The organism is Streptomyces sp. NPDC001985, from assembly GCF_040296845.1.
GTDB lineage: Bacteria > Actinomycetota > Actinomycetes > Streptomycetales > Streptomycetaceae > Streptomyces.
Map to the genome: position 1 here is coordinate 50,832 of NZ_JBEOYB010000034.1, position 16,002 is coordinate 66,833.

Consider the following 16,002-nt stretch of genomic DNA (forward strand, 5'->3'; position numbering starts at 1 on the left):
GGCACCGTTTCTCCCGCTCCTCCCGCTCATCTCCCTCGCCCTCATCCCCCTGCTCGCTCATTACGGACGTGGAGGAGTCAGTGGACAACGATCTGCTGGACATCCGGTCGAGAACGGCCCTTCAGCAGCCCGACTGGGATCACGACCCGCGGCTCCCGGCGGTCCGCGGCGAACTGGCCCGCAGGCCCCCGCTGGTGCGGAGCGCCGATGTGCACCGGCTGCGGTCGGCGCTCGCCCGGGTCGCCGAAGGCTCCGCCCATCTGGTCCTGGCCGGCGACTGCGCCGAGGACCCGGCCGAGTGCACCACCGGTGATGTGGCCCGCAAGGCGGGCCTGCTCCATGTGCTGGCGGGCACCCTGATGATGGCCACCCACACCCCGGTCGTCCGGGTCGGGCGGATCGCGGGCCAGTACGCCAAGCCGCGCTCCCGCCCCACCGAGCGGGTCGGCGGGGTGGAACTCCCGGTGTTCCGGGGGCATATGGTCAACGGCCCGGAGCCCGACGCCGCCTGCCGCCGCCCGGACCCCACCCGGATTCTGGACGGCTACCGCGCCGCCGCCGCCTCGATGCGCCGGCTCGGCTGGCGCGAGTCCACCGCCCCGCACGAGGCGGACACCCCGGTATGGACCAGCCACGAGGCCCTGCTGCTGGACTACGAGATCCCGATGCTCCGCCGGGAGCCCTCCGGGGAGCTGCTGCTGGGCTCCACCCACTGGCCCTGGATCGGCGAGCGCACCCGGCAGCTCGACGGCGCCCACACGGCACTGCTCGCCCATGTGGTGAACCCGGTCGCCTGCAAGGTCGGCCCCGGGATGACCGCCGATGAGCTGGTGGCCCTCTGCGGGCGGCTCGACCCGCGCCGGGAGCCGGGGAGGCTGACCCTGATCGCCCGGATGGGCGCCGAAACCGTGGGGCGGGTACTGCCCCCGCTGGTCGCCGCGGTGCGCGCCGCCGGGCACCCGGTGATCTGGCTCACCGACCCGATGCACGGCAACACGGTCACCACCCCGACCGGGCTGAAGACCCGGTACGTGGAGACCGTCGTCCAGGAGATCCAGCGGTTCCGGACCGCCGTGCGGCAGTCGGGCGGGGTGGCCGGCGGGCTGCATCTGGAGACCACCCCGGACCAGGTCACCGAGTGCGTGACCAATGAGTCCCACGTCCATGAGGTGGCCGAGAAGTACACCAGCTTCTGCGACCCCCGGCTCAACCCCGGGCAGGCGACGGCCGTGGTGGCCGCCTGGCTCGGCTGAGCCCCGCCCGGCGCACCCCGCTCCCGTCCGCCGGGGGCCGCTCCACTCCGTTCGATCCGACGACGATGTGAGGGAGATCCGATCGATGAAGGGAAAGACAGCCCTGGTGACCGGGGCCGCGGGCGGTATCGGAGCCGCGGTGGCCGGAGCGCTGGGCGCGCTGGGCGTGCGGGTGGCGGCGGTCGACCGGGACGCGGAGCGGCTGCGCGAGACGGCGGAGAAGCTCACCGCGGAGGGGTTCACCGTCGTGCCCTTCCCGGCCGATGTCAGCTCAGCCGGCGAGGTGGAGGCCGTGGTCGCCGCCGTCGAACGGGAGCTGGGCCCACTGGACTTCCTGGTCAACGCGGCCGGGGTGCTGCGCCTGGCCACCGTCGACACGCTGACCGACGAGGACTGGTCCACCACCTTCGGTGTCAACGCGCTCGGGGTGTTCCTGATGTCCCGGGCGGTGACGCGCCGGATGAAGGAGCGCTCCCGGGGGGCGGTGGTCACCGTGGCCTCCAACGCGGCGGGCACCGCCCGGATGGAGATGGCGGCCTACTCCGCCTCCAAGGCCGCGGCGACGATGTTCACCAAGTGTCTGGGACTTGAGGTGGCCGAGCACGGCATCCGCTGCAATGTGGTGGCGCCCGGCTCCACCGACACCCCGATGCTCCGGTCGATGTGGCACGACGAGAGCGGCCCCCGCAAGACCGTGGAGGGCTCCCCGGCCGCCTACCGGGTCGGCATCCCGCTGAAGAAGGTGGGCGAGTCGGCCGATGTCGCCGACGCCGTGGTCTTCCTGCTCTCCGACCGGGCCGCGCAGATCACCCTGCACACCCTCACGGTCGACGGCGGCGCGACCCTCGGCACCTGACCGGGCCGCACCCGACCGGCCCGTACCCGACCGGCCCGTACCCGACCGGATCGCACCCGACCGGCCCGTACCCGACCGGATCGCACCCGACCGGCCCGTACCCGACCGGTCCGCCGCGGCAGACCGTCGCGGCGGACCGTCCGCAGCGAGCACTCCCAGCGAACGAGCAGAGGTTCACCAGATGCCCGGCATCCCCGAGATCACGTCCTACCCGCTGCCGACCGAGGGCGATCTGCCCGGCAACACCGCCCGGTGGGTCCCCGACCCCGCCCGTGCCGTGCTGCTCATCCATGACATGCAGCGGTACTTCCTGCGTCCCCTCGCCACCGCCGGGACCCTGCGCGACGAGCTGATCGAGAACGCCGTCGCGCTGCGGGAGCGGTGCGAGGCCCTGGGCATCCCCATCGGCTACACCGCGCAGCCCGGCGGGATGACCCCCGGCGAGCGCGGTCTGCTGGCGGACTTCTGGGGTCCCGGCATGCGGGTCGACCCCGCCGACCGGCAGATCGTGGAACCGCTGGCGCCCGCCCCGCACAACTGGCGCTTCACCAAGTGGCGCTACAGCGCTTTCCACCGCTCCGACCTCCTGGAGCGGATGCGGGAGCGGGGCCGCGACCAACTGATCATCTGCGGGGTCTACGCGCACGTCGGCATCCTGATGACGGCGGTGGAGGCCTTCACCCAGGACATCCAGCCCTTCCTGGCCGCCGACGCGGTCGCCGACTTCTCGGCCGCGGACCACGCGATGGCGCTGGACTACGCGGCCCGGCGCTGTGCGGTGGTCGGGCTGACGAGAACGCTGCTCGACGGGCTCGGCACCCCCGCACCGGACGCCGGGCCGCGGGGCGCCGGGCGGGCGACCTCCCGCCCGGGCGCCGGCCGGGAACTGGACCGGTCCGCCGGCAGAGCCGCCGTATGACCACCGAGAAGGAGACTTTCATGGCCCCCGGCCGCCCGCTGGAGTCGGTACTGGCCGCCGACCGGCCCCCCGCCTTCGCCCTGCTGCACCGCCCCGAGGCCACCGGACCCGGCTTCCTGGAGGTGCTGCTCGGCGAGGTGTCCACGCCCGCGACCCTGGCCGAACTGCCGCTCCCCGACGCGTCCGACGACCCGGACGGCGGCGCGCGCCACGACGTCCTCGCGGTCGTCCCGTACCGCCAGCTCAGCGAGCGCGGCTTCACCTGCGTCGACGACGGCTGCCCGCTGATCGCGATGTCCGTGACCGACCAGGAGACGGTGCCGCTCGCGGCGGCCCTGGAGAGCCTTCCGCAGCTCGCCGTGCGGCTCACCGATGAGCGGTTCGACGTCGACGACGAGAGCTACGCCGAGATGGTGCGCACGGTGGTGCGCGACGAGATCGGCCAGGGCGAGGGCGCCAACTTCGTCCTCAAGCGCTCCTTCACGGCCGAGATCACCGGGTACAGCCTGCACAGCGCGCTCTCCTTCTTCCGCAGGCTGGTGGAGCGGGAGTCGGGCGCGTACTGGACGTTCATCCTGCACACCGGGGACCGCACCTTCGTCGGCGCGACCCCCGAGCGGCACATCAGCCTGCGCGACGGCACCGCCGTGATGAACCCCATCAGCGGCACCTACCGCTATCCCGCGTCCGGCCCGAACCTCCCCGAGATGCTGGAGTTCCTCGCGGACCGCAAGGAGACCGACGAGCTGTACATGGTCGTCGACGAAGAGCTGAAGATGATGACCCGGGTCTGCGACGCGGATGTGCGGGTCGTCGGACCGCATCTCAAGGAGATGGCCCGGCTCGCCCACACCGGCTACTTCATCGAGGGCCGCAGCGACCGCGACCCGCGCGAGATCCTGCGGGAGACGCTGTTCGCGCCGACGGTCACCGGCAGTCCGCTGGAGAACGCCTGCCGGGTCATCAACAAGTACGAGACCCGGGGCCGGGGTTACTACAGCGGGGTGATCGCGCTGATCGGCCGGGACGGGGCCCGCCGGCCCACCCTGGACTCGGCGATCCTCATCCGCACCGCCGACATCGACAGCGGCGGCACGCTGCGGATCGGCGTCGGCGCGACCCTGGTGCGCCACTCCGACCCGGAGTCGGAGGTCGCCGAGACCTGGGCGAAGGTGGCGGGGCTGCGGGCGGCGCTGGAGAGCGACACACCGCTGACCCTCGGCACGCACCCCAGCGTCCGCTCCGCGCTGGAGTCGCGGAACGCGACGGTCGCCGGGTTCTGGCGGGCCGGCGGGGCGGCGGTCGGCTGGTCGGATCTGTCGCTGCCGGGCCGCCGGGTGCTGATCGTGGACGCCGAGGACACCTTCACCTCCATGCTGGAGCACCAGCTCCGCTCGCTGGGGCTCGATGTGACGGTCCGCCGGTACGACGAGCCGTACCGCTTCGACGAGTACGACCTGGTGGTGCTCGGGCCGGGTCCCGGCAATCCGAACGACGCCGCGCACCCCAAGATCGCGCATCTCGGCGCGGCGGCCCGCACCCTGCTGGCCGAGCGGCGGCCGTTCCTCGCGGTCTGTCTGAGCCATCAGGTGCTGAGCCTGGAGCTGGGGCTCCCGGTGGTCCGGCGGGACCGGCCCAACCAGGGCGTGCAGCGGCACATCGATCTCTTCGGCAGGCGGGAGAGCGTCGGGTTCTACAACTCCTTCGCCGCGCGCAGCGTGGTGGACCGGATTCAGCACCGGGCCCACGGCACGGTGCGGATCAGCCGGGACTCGCGGACGGGCGAGGTGCACGCCCTGCTGGGGGCGGGGTTCGCCTCGCTCCAGTTCCACGCGGAGTCGCTGCTCACCCGCAACGGTGTGCGGATCGTGGGCGAGCTGCTGAGCCGGATCGCGCAGACCGCGCAGACCGCCCCGGGCGCGCCGGCCGGGAGCAGAGCGGCGGTCCCGGTCGGGATGTGAGCGGACGGCCGGCTCCGGGTGCGCCCACCGCGCGGCGCGGAGCCGGCCCGCCCACCGGAGAGCCGCCTCCGGGAGCCCGCCGGGCCCTTCCGGGCGCGGCCCGGGGCCCTTCCGGGCACGGTTCCGGATGCGTCCGGGCGCGGTTCGGGGCCCGCCGGTCACGGGCCCGGAGCATTACCCGGGTATTACCGACGGGTTGGCCCGGGGCACGGACCGGCGGCAATCGCGGCTAAAGGGATGGCTGCCGGGGGCAATGGCCCGCGCGGTACCGACCCGGTGCATGACGAATGATTTCCCGAAATAGGGGACCCGATTCAACGAGTCGGATATCCCTCGCGTGTCACCCAGAACGACCACCGACTGTTTCGCGTCACCCCGCGCCCCCGGGCGTCCGCGGGACACCGGGGCGGACGGCCCCGCGCGGCGCGGCGGCGGGCTCCCCGGGGCCCGCGCCGAACGGTCGTACGGAAGCCGCCGAACGGGCGGTCGGGGGAGCCCGGGAGAGTCCGGGCAGGCCGGGGCCCCGCGCGCGGAGTGCACCGGAGCCCCAGCCCATCACGGGCCGGGGGGCTTGTCGATCAAGGTGGTTGAGATACGGCCAGGTTGCCCGGGACCGGGCACGGCCGCACCCCACCGCAAGGGCGCAGGCCCAGCGCCGTCACAGCGCGCCAGGGGCCGTGTCAACCCTCCAAATGATGGCTGGATCGTGCCATACCTCATTTGGCCAACTGCCAGGAAATTTGTCATTGTGTCGGCCGTTGGCGACTCGTAGCTTGTGGCTCGGCCAGACGTTATTCGGCGGACCGAGAGAGCGGCATCGCGGATTGGTGCCGCATTGCGACGAACTCAACTGGTGAGCTCCACACCCCGTCGGCCGTGCGTCTCGGAGCACTGGAACTTAACAGAGGAGTGCAAGTGAGGAAAGCCGACACACAACGGTTCGGAATAGGCGCGCTGTTCGATGTCTACGCTGATCTGGGGCGCACCACGGTCTTCCACCTCAGCCGCCCCTTCGACATCGCGCCCCTGAGCGGCACCCGGTACGACGTCCCGGGCATCGCCGCTCTGGTCGTCGAGGCCGCGGGCTGGCTCGCGGCGGCGGGCGCCAAACCGGGTGATCGGATCGCCATCGTCAAGGACAACCACTGGGACTGCACCCTGCTGGCCGCCGCCTCGGCCAGGCTGGGCGCCGTCCCGGTGATGATCTCGTCGACGCTGGCCCCCGAGTACCTCCGGGAGCTGCTGGTCCGCGCCGAGCCCTCGGTGACCGTGACCGCCTCCGGAGTGCTCTCCCGCTGCGAGAGCGCGGGCGTGGACCTGACGAAGTCGTCGGGTGCCACGGTCTGTCTCGACGCGAAGGCGCCCGGCACGGTGGCGCTGGACGACGTGCGGGGCGCCGACGGGCCGCCGCCGTTCCGGAGCCGCCGCCCGGACGAGCCGATGATCGTCACCCACACCTCGGGGACGACCGGTGTGCCGAAGCTGGTGGTGCACTCCGCCGACACCATCCTGGGCACGCTGGGCAAGATCGAGTCGATCCGCTGGCCGGTGGTGGCCACCCGGCGCGGCGACACGGTGGCGAGCGCCATCTCCTTCGTCCACGGGCGGAGCATCCCGTGGACGGTCGGCACCCTGCTGCTGGAGCCCCGCAAGGCCGTGGTGGTCGCGGACGACGATCCGGCCGTCGCCGAGCGGGTGTTCGCCGCCCACCGGCCCACCACGTGCGAGGCGCTGCCCAGCACCTTCACCCGCTGGGAGCGTCTGACCCGGACCCAGCACAATGTCTTCTCCGACGTGCGGCTGTACGTCAGCACCTTCGACGCCATGCACCCGCCGACCATCCGCCGCTTCCTGGCGGCCACCAAGCGCCGCCGGCCGCTCTGGCTCCAGGGCTGGGGCCAGTCGGAGGCGGGCCCGCTGGCGTTCCGGATGCTCACCCGGCGGGCGCTGGCGCAGACCGGCGACCGTCATCCGACCACCCGTCAGGTGGGCCGTCCGCTGCCCGGCTTCACCCAGCTGAGGGTGGTCGACCCGGAGACGATGCGCCCGGTGCCCAACGGCGAGCGCGGAGTGGTGCTGGCGAAGACCACGGGCCGCTGTCTCACCTATCTGGGCGAGGACGCCCGCTGGCAGGAGAAGGCCAGGGGCGGCTGGTGGAACACCGGTGACATCGGGGTGAAGAGCCGTACCGGCACCATCTCGCTGCTGGACCGCGAGGTGGACGCCGTGCCCGGCGTGAGCTGCATCGAGCTGGAGGATGTGCTGACCGACCGGATTCCGCAGATCGAGGAGGTCGTGGTGCTCGGCACCCCGGGCGCCGATCTGCTGCCGGTGGTCTGCACCCAGGACGGTGGCGCGCTGAGCCCGGCGCTGTGGCGCGGGGCCGTCAAGGATCTGCCGGCCTTCGCCGACCCGGTCTATGTCACCTGGGACGAGATCCCGAGGACCGGCACCGGCAAGGTGCGCCGCGGTGAGCTGCGGGCACGGTATCTCGACGGCGCGGCCACCTACGGCACCGGACGGTGGACGTGAGCCCCGAGCTCCACGGCACGGCCGGCACGGCGGGGACCGACCTCGACGTGGCGGTGATCGGCGCGGGGATAGCCGGGCTCGCGACAGCGCACCGGCTGACCCGTGAGGGGCGCTCGGTCCAGGTCTTCGAGGCCTCCGACGCGGTCGGCGGCCGGATGCGGACGCTCCGGCGCGACGGCTACATCCTCGACCTGGGCACCGAGACCCTCGCGGCCAGCGGCTATCCCAGCACCTGGAAGCTGCTGGACGAGGTGGGCGTCTCCCCGGTGGACGTGCTTCCGGTGCACAGCGCCGTGGGCGTCTGGCGGGACGGCCGGGCGCACCCCTGGGTGGGGCATCCGCTGGGCGGCATCACCGGCGCCGGCCTCTCGCTGCGCGGCCGGGTGCACATGACCCGGATGGTGGGCCGGCTGCTGCGCGAGGCGGGGCGGTACGACGTGGACCGCCCGGAGGAGACCCCGCTGGGCGACACCACGGTGGCCGAGTTCGCCGACGGCTACCCGGCCGAGCTGCACGACTATCTGCTCCAGCCGGCCGTGGGCACGGGCTTCGGCTGGCTGCCGCACCGCTCGGCGATGGGCCCGCTGGTCAGCAGCATGATCTCGACCCGTGGCATCTTCCGGTGGCGTACCTACCGGGACGGGATGGACATGCTCGCCCGGACCATCGCCCAGCAGGTCCCGGTGCACACCTCCCGGCCGGTCGCCGAGGTGGTGCCCACCGGCGGGGGCGTCCGGGTGGTCTTCGCCGACGGCGGGGAACTCACCGCGCGCCAGGTCGTCCTGGCCGTCCCGGCCCCGCTCGCGGCCAGGCTCCACCCGGCGATGCCGGCGGACGAGGCGGAGTATGTGCGGGCCTGCCAGTACGCGCCGATGGCGCGGGTGAGCTGTCTGCTGGACCGGCCGCTGGAGCCGAGGCGCGGACGGCTGGAGCCGCATGTGTACGCGCTGCTGATCCCGCAGACCGAGGACGATGTGCTCGGCGGTCTGACCGTGGAGCACAACAAGGCCGCCAACCGGGCGCCGCGCGGGCGCGGGCAGATCACCCTGCTCCCCGCCGCGGCCCGCACGGCGGAACTCCTGGAGGAGCCCGACGACGCCGTCGTCAGGACCCTGCTGGCACACGCCGAGCGGTATGTGCCCGGCATCCGGGACGCCTGCCGGGACGCGGTGCTGCACCGGTTCCCGTACGGCTCCATCGAGGCGGGCCCCGCCGCCCTGCGGGCCCGGCCCGCGTTCGTCCGCCGCCCGGCCAGGGCCGTGGAGTACGCGGGCGACTGGCTGGCGCTGCGCGCGAGCAGCGAGGGCGCGGTGCACTCCGCGACCCGGGCCGCCGAGCGGGTGCTGACCCACCGGGCCACCGCCGGGCGCGCCCCGCGGCTCGCCGCCCACCGAACTCTCTGACCCTTTTCTCTTCCCAAGGAGGCCAACCATGCCCAGGACTCGTCGCGTTGCGGTGGTCGGTGGCGGGATGTCCGGGTGCGCAGCCGCGCGCGAACTCATCATGGCCGGACGGGAGGTGACCGTCTACGAGGCCGCGGACGGCCTCGGCGGGCGCGCCCGCTCCTGGCACCGGCCGGAGATCGAGCCGGACACCGGGATCAACCTCTGGTTCACCACGTTCTACGGAGAGCTGTTCGACCGCATCAAGGAGTACGGCCTGGAGCACGACATGGTCGAGATGCGCAACAGCATGGTGGTGGTGGCCAACGGCAAGCCGGTGAACCTGGTCGCCGACGAGATCTCCACGCTCGTCAACTACGCCCACAGCGGGGCCTGGGACAAGCTGCGCTTCCTCGCCACCTCGGCGGCGCTGACGGCCAAGCGCTCGAAGCTGGACCTGTTCGAGCCGGAGCAGCTCGCCGCGTTCGACGACGGCACATCGGCGGCCGAGTGGGCCCGCGACGCCATGGGCGAGAACGCCTACCAGCATCTGATCCGGCCGATGATCGAGTCGTTCTGGCTGTGGCGCTGCGAGGAGATCTCGCAGGCGCACGTCATGGCGATGCTCGCCAATGTGGTGGGCTCCAAGTTCTATGTCTTCGGACGGGGCATGGAGACCGTCGCCGAGCGGATGGCGGGCGGTGCGGAGGTCCGGCTGAACGCCGAGGTCTCGGAGCTGTCCGTGGACGGCGACAACCGGATACGGATCACCGCGTCGGGCGCGGACGGCGACGCGGTCACCGACACGTTCGACGAGGTCGTGCTGGCCACCACCGCGCCGGTGACGGCGAAGCTGGCGGCCTCGCTGCCGCGTGAGATCGCCTCGCCGCACATGCTGCGGTTCGCCGAGACCCAGCGGTACGAGCCCGCGCTGTCGGTCTCCTTCCTGATCGACCGCGGCCGGATGCCCTCGGGCGAGCACATCGTGCCCGCCGGGCCCGGCACCCGCAGTGTGCGCAGCATCATCACCGTCCCGAAGACGCTGATCACGGACGACGGCCGGCACATCGAGAAGGAGCTGACCTTCGTCTACATGGGCCGCGAGGCGACCCGTGAGCTGATCGACGCTCCCGAGGAGGTGCAGTACGCCCGGGCGCTGGAGATGGCGCCCGAGCTGTGGCCCGCCTTCCCGAAGGACGCCGAGCCGTTCCACATCGTCAAGCGCCCGGTCGGGCTGATGTGGCCGGAGCCCGGCCGTTACCGCCGGGCGGCCCAGCTCGCCCGGGAGCAGCGCGGTCCGCTGGTCTTCGCCGGTGACTACCTGGGCTGCCCCACCGCCGAGGCGTCCATGCGCACCGGCATCCGTGCGGCCAACTCACTGTTGGCCACGACCTGATGGGTCCTCGTCCCTGAAGTCCGGCCCCGGGCCGGGACCGCTGTGCACGGCGGTCCCGGCCCGGGGCCGGGTGCGGGGGTGGGGACGGAACCTACTGAGGAGACACATGCTCCAGAGACTGGCCCAAGCCGTACTGCAGCGGCGCAGGCGCCTTCTCTACGCCAGCTTGCTGCTGTTCGTAGTCGCCGCCGCCGTGGGAGCCACGGTGTTCCCCAAGCTCTCGGCCGGCGGCTACAGCGACACCAGTACCGAGTCGGCGCGGGCAGCGAAGTTCCTGGAAGAGCGGTTCGACGCGGGACAGCCCAATCTGGTGCTGCTCGTGGAGGACGACCGGGGCGTCGACGACGAGGCGGTCGCCGCCGCCGCGGCGAAGGTGACCGAGCGTCTCTCGAAGGAGCCGGACGTCACCGAGGCGTACTCCTACTGGTCGACGGGTCGGCCGGAGGCGCTGCGGGCCACCGACTCGCGGAGCGCCCTGATCATGGCCTGGGTCAAGGGCGACGACGACCACGTCCAGAAGTGGATGGCGGACCACGCCGAGAGTTACGAGGGCACGGTCGAGGGACTCGACATCAGCCAGGGCGGCACCGCCAAGGCGAGTGAGGAGATCATCGAGCAGACGATGAAGGATCTCGTGAAGGCCGAGGCCATCGCGATGCCGGTCCTGCTCATCGTGCTGATCTTCGTCTTCCGCGGGGTGGTGGCCGCCGCGATGCCCCTGGTGATCGGCACGCTCACCATGGCGTGCGCCTTCTTCATTCTGCGGCTGCTGAGCATGTTCACCGATGTGTCGGTCTTCGCGATGAACATCACCACCGGTCTGGGGCTGGGTCTCGCGGTCGACTACAGCCTCTTCATCATCAGCCGGTACCGGGAGGAGCTGGCCCGCGGGGCAAGCACCGACCAGGCCCTGATCACCAGTATGCGGACGGCCGGACGGACGGTGGCGTTCTCCGCCGTGACGGTCGCGCTCGCCCTCAGCGGTCTGCTGGTCTTCCCGTTCTACTTCCTCCGCTCGTTCGCCTACGCGGGCATTCCGGTGGCGCTCTTCGCCGCGCTCGTCTCGGTGACGGTGCTCCCGGCGCTGCTGAAGGTGCTCGGACCCCGGATCAACAGCCTCCAGGTCCTCAAGCGGAAGAAGCCGGAGGAGGAGAAGAACTTCTGGCACCGCACGGCCACGGTGGTGATGCGCTTCCCGCTGCCCATCGGCCTGGCGGCGGTCGCGGTGCTGCTGCTGCTCGGGGCGCCGTTCCTGAATCTGAGGATGAGCCTGGCGGACGAGCGCGTACTGCCGTCGTCGGCCAGCTCCTTCCAGGTCGGCAAGGCGCTGCGGGAGGGGTACTCCTCGCAGGAGAACCACTCGGAGCTGGTCGTGATGCGCGAGGTCGGCGACCCCGCGCGGGCCGCCGCGAAGGTCGGCGGCTACGCCGGGGAGCTGTCCCGGATGGAGGGGGTGTCCCGGGTGGACACCTACACGGGCTCCTATGTCCAGGGGAAGCAGGCGGCCCCGGCGGGACCGGCGTCCGCCGCGTTCGCCGCGGAGACCTCCGTGTATCTGAAGGTGGTCCCGAAGGAGCCGGAGACCAATGACGCCGGGCGCGAGCTGGTACGGGAGATCCGTGACACGGACGCGCCCTTCGCGGTCCAGGTCACCGGTCCCGGGGCGATTCTGGAGGACTCGCTCAACTCGCTGACGTCCAAGATGCCCTGGGCGCTGGGCATCATCGGCGGCTCCACCCTCGTTCTGCTGTTCCTGCTGACCGGGAGTGTGCTGCTGCCGCTGAAGGCCCTGGTGCTGAACATGCTCAGCCTCAGCGCCACCTTCGGTGTGCTGGTGTGGGGCTTCCAGGAGGGGCATCTGGACGGTGTCATCGGCAGCTTCACGGTGACCGACGCGATCACCTGGAGCGTGCCGATGCTCCTGTTCTGTGTGGCGTTCGGCCTGTCGATGGACTACGAGGTCTTTCTGCTCTCCCGGATCAAGGAGGAGTACGAGAAGACGGGCGACAACGTCGCGTCGGTGGCGCAGGGGCTCGGCCGGACCGGCTCCCTGGTGTCGGCCGCCGCGGTCCTCATCGCCATCGTCTTCGCCGGCTTCATAACATCGAGCATCACCTATCTCAAGGCCATCGGCCTCGGGCTGGCGCTCGCGGTGATCATGGACGCCACGGTGGTGCGCGGTCTGCTGGTGCCGGCCTTCATGCGGCTGGCGGGCGGTGCCAACTGGTGGGCGCCCAAGCCGCTGCGGCTGCTGCACGAGAAGATCGGGCTGCGCGAGGGCGACGACCCGGCGCCGCTGCCCCGGCAGCAGGACGGCGCGGACCCGGTGGCCCCGGGGACACGCACCTGAGCGGTCCGGCTCGGGCGGTACGACGACAGCGGTCCCGCGGTGGTTCCCCACCGCGGGACCGCTGTCGTGTGCCCGCCGCCGTGCGCTCCGGTGCGCGGGGCTCAGCGCGGCTGCCGGCCGGGGACCTCGCACCGCTCCCGGAAGCCCTGGCTGGTCAGCCCGAGCGCCAGATTGGTGCGGGAGCGCTGGTTCTCGATCGAGATCATCGCGGTCAGCTCGACCAGGGCCGCGTCACCGAGGCGCGCCCGCAGCCCGGCGACCTGTTCGTCGGTGACCGCGACGGGGAGTGCCGTCATGGCCTCGGCGTACGCCATGACCTCGCGCTCCACCTCCGAGAAGAGGCCGCTCTCCCGCCAGTGGGGCACCGCGCGCAGCTTGCGCGGGTCGACGCCCTTGTGGTGGTTCTCCCAGTAGCCGAAATCCATGCACCAGGAGCAGTTCAGGGCCACGGCGGCGGCGGAGGTGGCCAGGCTCTTGAGGGTCTGGTCGAGCCGGTTCCAGCGGCCGACGCTCCACTCCATCAGGCCCATGGTGCGCAGTACCTGCGGCTGGTGCGACGCGGCGAGGACCGGTTGCAGCCAGCCGCCGTAGCGGCGGCGCATGACACGGCCCATCAGCCGTCCGGACCAGCCGGTCCTCGGGTTCAGCGGAACACGGGCCATGGCCATCCTCCGTGGGCGAGCGGTCCGGGGTACGCCGGGGAGTCTCCCCCCGGCCCCGGCCCGCTCAAACGGAAGCGCGGGGCCGCCCGGGTGATCCGGCCGGATGTCTCCGCCGGACCGCCCGGGCGGGTGCTACCCGCGCCGCCCGTACTGCTCGCGGGCGATGATCTCGCGCGCCCTGGCCCGCGCCCAGGCGTCGGCGGCGAGGACGTCCTCCAGAGCCGAGACGGAGCTGTCGCGCTCCTCGGCGACCACCTCGGCGACGGTGTCGACGATGGCGAGGAAGGGCAGCCGCCCGGCGAGGAACTCGTCGACACAGACCTCGTTGGCGGCGTTGTAGACGGCCGGGGCGCTGCCGCCGGCCCTGCCCGCCCGCCGGGCGAGGGAGACCGCGGGGAACGCCTCGTCGTCGAGCGGGGACAGCTCCCAGGTCTGGGCGGCGGTCCAGTCGAAGGTGCGCGCGGCGCCGGGCACCCGCTCGGGCCAGGAGAGGCCGAGCGCGATCGGCAGCCGCATATCGGGCGGGCTGACCTGGGCCATGGTCGCGCCGTCGGTGAACTCGACCATCGAGTGGATCGCGGACTGGGGGTGGACCATGACGGTGATGTCGTCGTAGTCCACGTCGAAGAGGAGATGCGCCTCGATGACCTCCAGCCCCTTGTTGACCAGGGTGGCCGAGTTCACCGAGATCACCGGGCCCATGGACCAGGTGGGGTGGGCGAGTGCCTCGGCGACGGTGACCTCCGCGAGCTGGTCGCGGGTACGGCCCCGGAAGGGTCCGCCGGTGGCGGTCAGCACGAGCCGGCGGACATCCGCGCGGCGCTCGCCGCGCAGCGCCTGGGCGAGGGCGGAGTGCTCGGAGTCGACGGGGACGATCTGGCCGGGCCGGGCCTCCCGCTTCACCAGTTCGCCCCCGACGATGAGGGACTCCTTGTTGGCGAGCGCGAGAGTGGAGCCGGCGCGCAGGGCGGCGAGGGTGGAGGTCAGGCCCAGGGCGCCGGTGACGCCGTTGAGGACGACATCGGCGGGGTGGGCGGCGACCTCCTCGACCCCGGCGGCACCGGAGAGGATCTTGGGTGTGTTCCACTGTCCCGGCCGCAGCCCGCGCCGGGCGGCCTCCGCCGCGACGGCGTCCGCCAGCGGACCGGCCGCCGCCTCGGCGGCGACGGCGACCACGGCCGGGGTGAGGTCGAGGATCTGCCGGGCGAACCGCTCCACCCGGCCGCCGCCCGCGGCGAGGCCGACGACGGAGAACTGGCCGGGGTTGCGGGTGATCACATCGGCGGCCTGTGTGCCGATCGATCCGGTGGAGCCGAGGACGACAACCGTGCGCATGGGTCGAGCCTTTCGCTTCCAGGCGGGGGCGGCCGCCCGGGGCGGTCCCTGCGGGACCCGGGGGCGGTGCTGCCCTTCGCGCCGTTCGGCCCGGGGCGGTCGCACCGGGCCGTCCGTCCCTCGCGAGCCTGCCCGGGGGGCCTCTCGCCCGGATCTCGCGGGACTCTCGGAGCCGGCCAGGAGCCCGAGCCCGCCGGGGCGGCGGCCTCCGCCGGGGCGTCCGCCGCCGGGCGGCCGGTGTCCGGTCCCGCCGTGGCGCCCCCGGTCCGGACGGCGGACCCTACCGGTCGCGGTAGGCGGCGGCGTCGGCCATCACGGAGAGCTCCGCCGCCCAGCGGGCGTCGATGCCGGCGCCGCCGACCGCCGTGTGGGCCGCCTCCACGCACTCCTTGATGACCGCCTCCACCCGGTCGTGGATGCCCGCCCCGACGAGCAGGTCGTAGAGCCGGTCCGGAGTGACGGCGGAGAGATCGTCGCCGACCTCCGCGGCGACCGTGGCGTCGTCCCTGATCGCGTAGGACATCAGCAGGGTCATCTTGTGGCGCTCGAAGTCCAGCCGGACCGGCTTGCCGGTCACCTCGGCGTCCCCGAAGGCGTCCAGCAGGTCGTCCCTGAGCTGGAACGCCTCGCCGACGGCGAGTCCGTACTCCGCGAAGGCGGGCAGCAGCCCGGTGTCGCCGGCGAGGGCCGCGCCGAGGGAGAGCGGGCGCTGCACCGTGTACCGGCCGGACTTGAAGAGGGCGATCCAGCGCGCGAGTTCGGTGTCGGGGCGGAACCGGGCGGCGGCGCGGATGTCGAGGAACTGGCCCACCATCAGCTCGGTGCACAGCTCGTCCCAGATCGCCTGGACCGGCGGGGAGCAGGAGGCGACCAGCCGGTTGGCGTAGACGAAGGCGAGGTTCCCGGCGAGCATGGCCACCCCTTCGCCGTAGCGGCGGGGGTCGCCCTTCCAGGAGCGCTGGGTGTGCAGATCCGCGTGGAGGACATGCGCCGTCGGCTCGTTCCTGCGGAGCTTGGAGGCGTCCATGACGTCGTCGTGGAGCAGGGCGAAGGTGTGCAGGAGTTCCAGCGCCGCCGCGACATCCACGATGTCGGGGGATTCGGGGTCACCGCCCGCGGCGAGATATCCCGAGATGCAGAAGGCGGGGCGCATCCGCTTGCCGCCGCTGACGACCATGTCCGCGATGCAGCCGATGATTTCGACGGAGTCGGGGTTGAGATCCCGCCAGTTCGCCCGCTCGTCCCGGAACAGCCCGGCGAGGCGCTGCTCCACCTTCTCCATGATGGTGTCCCGCACATCTGCGGGCGACGACAGAACCGCGCTCTCTGCCAGCGTTACATTGGCCATGTCAAATA

The 16,002-nt window shown here is 72.4% G+C and carries 11 protein-coding genes; 8 read left to right on the top strand and 3 right to left on the bottom strand.

Annotated features, from left to right (window positions below):
* Nucleotides 1–80: 80 nt before the first annotated feature.
* The 8 genes from ABT122_RS17310 (at nucleotide 81) to ABT122_RS17345 (ending at nucleotide 12,649) form a co-directional block, all read left to right on the top strand.
* Nucleotides 81–1,253, top strand: a complete 1,173-nt coding sequence (locus ABT122_RS17310) for a 3-deoxy-7-phosphoheptulonate synthase (protein WP_351552179.1) — start codon at nucleotides 81–83, stop codon at nucleotides 1,251–1,253.
* Between the two features lie 85 nt (nucleotides 1,254–1,338).
* Nucleotides 1,339–2,109, top strand: a complete 771-nt coding sequence (locus tag ABT122_RS17315; protein ID WP_351552103.1) for a 2,3-dihydro-2,3-dihydroxybenzoate dehydrogenase — start codon at nucleotides 1,339–1,341, stop codon at nucleotides 2,107–2,109.
* A 181-nt stretch (nucleotides 2,110–2,290) separates the two neighbouring features.
* Nucleotides 2,291–3,028 carry an isochorismatase family protein gene (locus ABT122_RS17320; RefSeq protein WP_351552106.1) on the top strand — a complete coding sequence of 246 codons (738 nt, stop codon included), beginning with the start codon at nucleotides 2,291–2,293 and terminating at the stop codon, nucleotides 3,026–3,028.
* Complete coding sequence (locus ABT122_RS17325) at nucleotides 3,025–4,989, top strand: anthranilate synthase family protein (RefSeq protein ID WP_351552109.1); 1,965 nt, start codon at nucleotides 3,025–3,027, stop codon at nucleotides 4,987–4,989. Before ABT122_RS17320 ends, ABT122_RS17325 begins: the two co-directional genes overlap by 4 nt.
* A gap of 915 nt (nucleotides 4,990–5,904) precedes the next feature.
* Complete coding sequence (locus ABT122_RS17330) at nucleotides 5,905–7,521, top strand: class I adenylate-forming enzyme family protein (protein ID WP_351552112.1); 1,617 nt, start codon at nucleotides 5,905–5,907, stop codon at nucleotides 7,519–7,521.
* Nucleotides 7,518–8,924: a protoporphyrinogen/coproporphyrinogen oxidase gene (locus tag ABT122_RS17335; protein WP_351552115.1), complete on the top strand. Its 1,407-nt coding sequence runs from the start codon at nucleotides 7,518–7,520 to the stop codon at nucleotides 8,922–8,924. Before ABT122_RS17330 ends, ABT122_RS17335 begins: the two co-directional genes overlap by 4 nt.
* Nucleotides 8,925–8,952: 28 nt before the next feature.
* Nucleotides 8,953–10,299 carry a protoporphyrinogen/coproporphyrinogen oxidase gene (locus ABT122_RS17340; protein WP_351552118.1) on the top strand — a complete coding sequence of 449 codons (1,347 nt, stop codon included), beginning with the start codon at nucleotides 8,953–8,955 and terminating at the stop codon, nucleotides 10,297–10,299.
* A 106-nt stretch (nucleotides 10,300–10,405) separates the two neighbouring features.
* Nucleotides 10,406–12,649: an MMPL family transporter gene (locus ABT122_RS17345; protein ID WP_351552121.1), complete on the top strand. Its 2,244-nt coding sequence runs from the start codon at nucleotides 10,406–10,408 to the stop codon at nucleotides 12,647–12,649.
* A gap of 101 nt (nucleotides 12,650–12,750) precedes the next feature.
* Here ABT122_RS17345 and ABT122_RS17350 read toward each other — a convergent pair whose 3' ends face one another.
* The 3 genes from ABT122_RS17350 to ABT122_RS17360 form a co-directional block, all read right to left on the bottom strand.
* The gene (locus tag ABT122_RS17350) at nucleotides 12,751–13,311 is read right to left on the bottom strand and encodes a carboxymuconolactone decarboxylase family protein (protein WP_351552124.1); all 561 of its coding nucleotides are present in this window, start codon (nucleotides 13,309–13,311) and stop codon (nucleotides 12,751–12,753) included.
* Nucleotides 13,312–13,443: 132 nt separating this feature from the next.
* On the bottom strand, nucleotides 13,444–14,646 hold the full coding sequence (dxr, locus tag ABT122_RS17355; protein WP_351552126.1) for a 1-deoxy-D-xylulose-5-phosphate reductoisomerase: 1,203 nt from the start codon (nucleotides 14,644–14,646) through the stop codon (nucleotides 13,444–13,446).
* 280 nt (nucleotides 14,647–14,926) lie between these two features.
* Entirely contained in the window at nucleotides 14,927–15,994 is a 1,068-nt protein-coding gene (locus ABT122_RS17360; protein ID WP_351552129.1) for a polyprenyl synthetase family protein, read from the bottom strand.
* Between the last annotated feature and the right edge of the window lie 8 nt (nucleotides 15,995–16,002).